Origin of the sequence: Bacteroides sp. MSK.20.12, assembly GCF_019052435.1 — a bacterium.
Lineage (GTDB): Bacteria > Bacteroidota > Bacteroidia > Bacteroidales > Bacteroidaceae > Bacteroides > Bacteroides xylanisolvens.
In genome coordinates, this window is record NZ_JAHQVH010000125.1 from 1 (window position 1) to 300 (window position 300).

Genomic DNA, 300 nt, shown 5'->3' on the forward strand with positions numbered 1-300 from the left:
AAGCCCAAGGCTTGACGGGTGATGCTTTCTTGAACCGTGCTGTCCTTTATCGTCAACGTGAGGACCTTACTACTGAAGTTATCCCTGTTGACATTAAAGCCATCATGGATGGTACTTCCCAAAATATCATCCTGGCGAAAAACGACATTCTTTATATTCCTAGTATCCATGATTTGGAAGATAGGGGAGATGTTGTAATCCACGGCGAAGTAGCCAAACCAGATTCCTATCCTTATGCGGATAATATGACTCTTGAAGACTTGATCATTCAGGCCGGAGGCTTGCGTGAAGCCGCTTCTG

General features: G+C 45.0%; 1 protein-coding gene. It reads left to right on the top strand.

Going from position 1 to position 300, the window contains the following annotated elements; all coding sequences use genetic code 11:
- A partial coding sequence (locus KTR06_RS24855) for an SLBB domain-containing protein (protein WP_217290905.1) occupies positions 1 to 300 on the top strand: 300 nt, incomplete at both ends.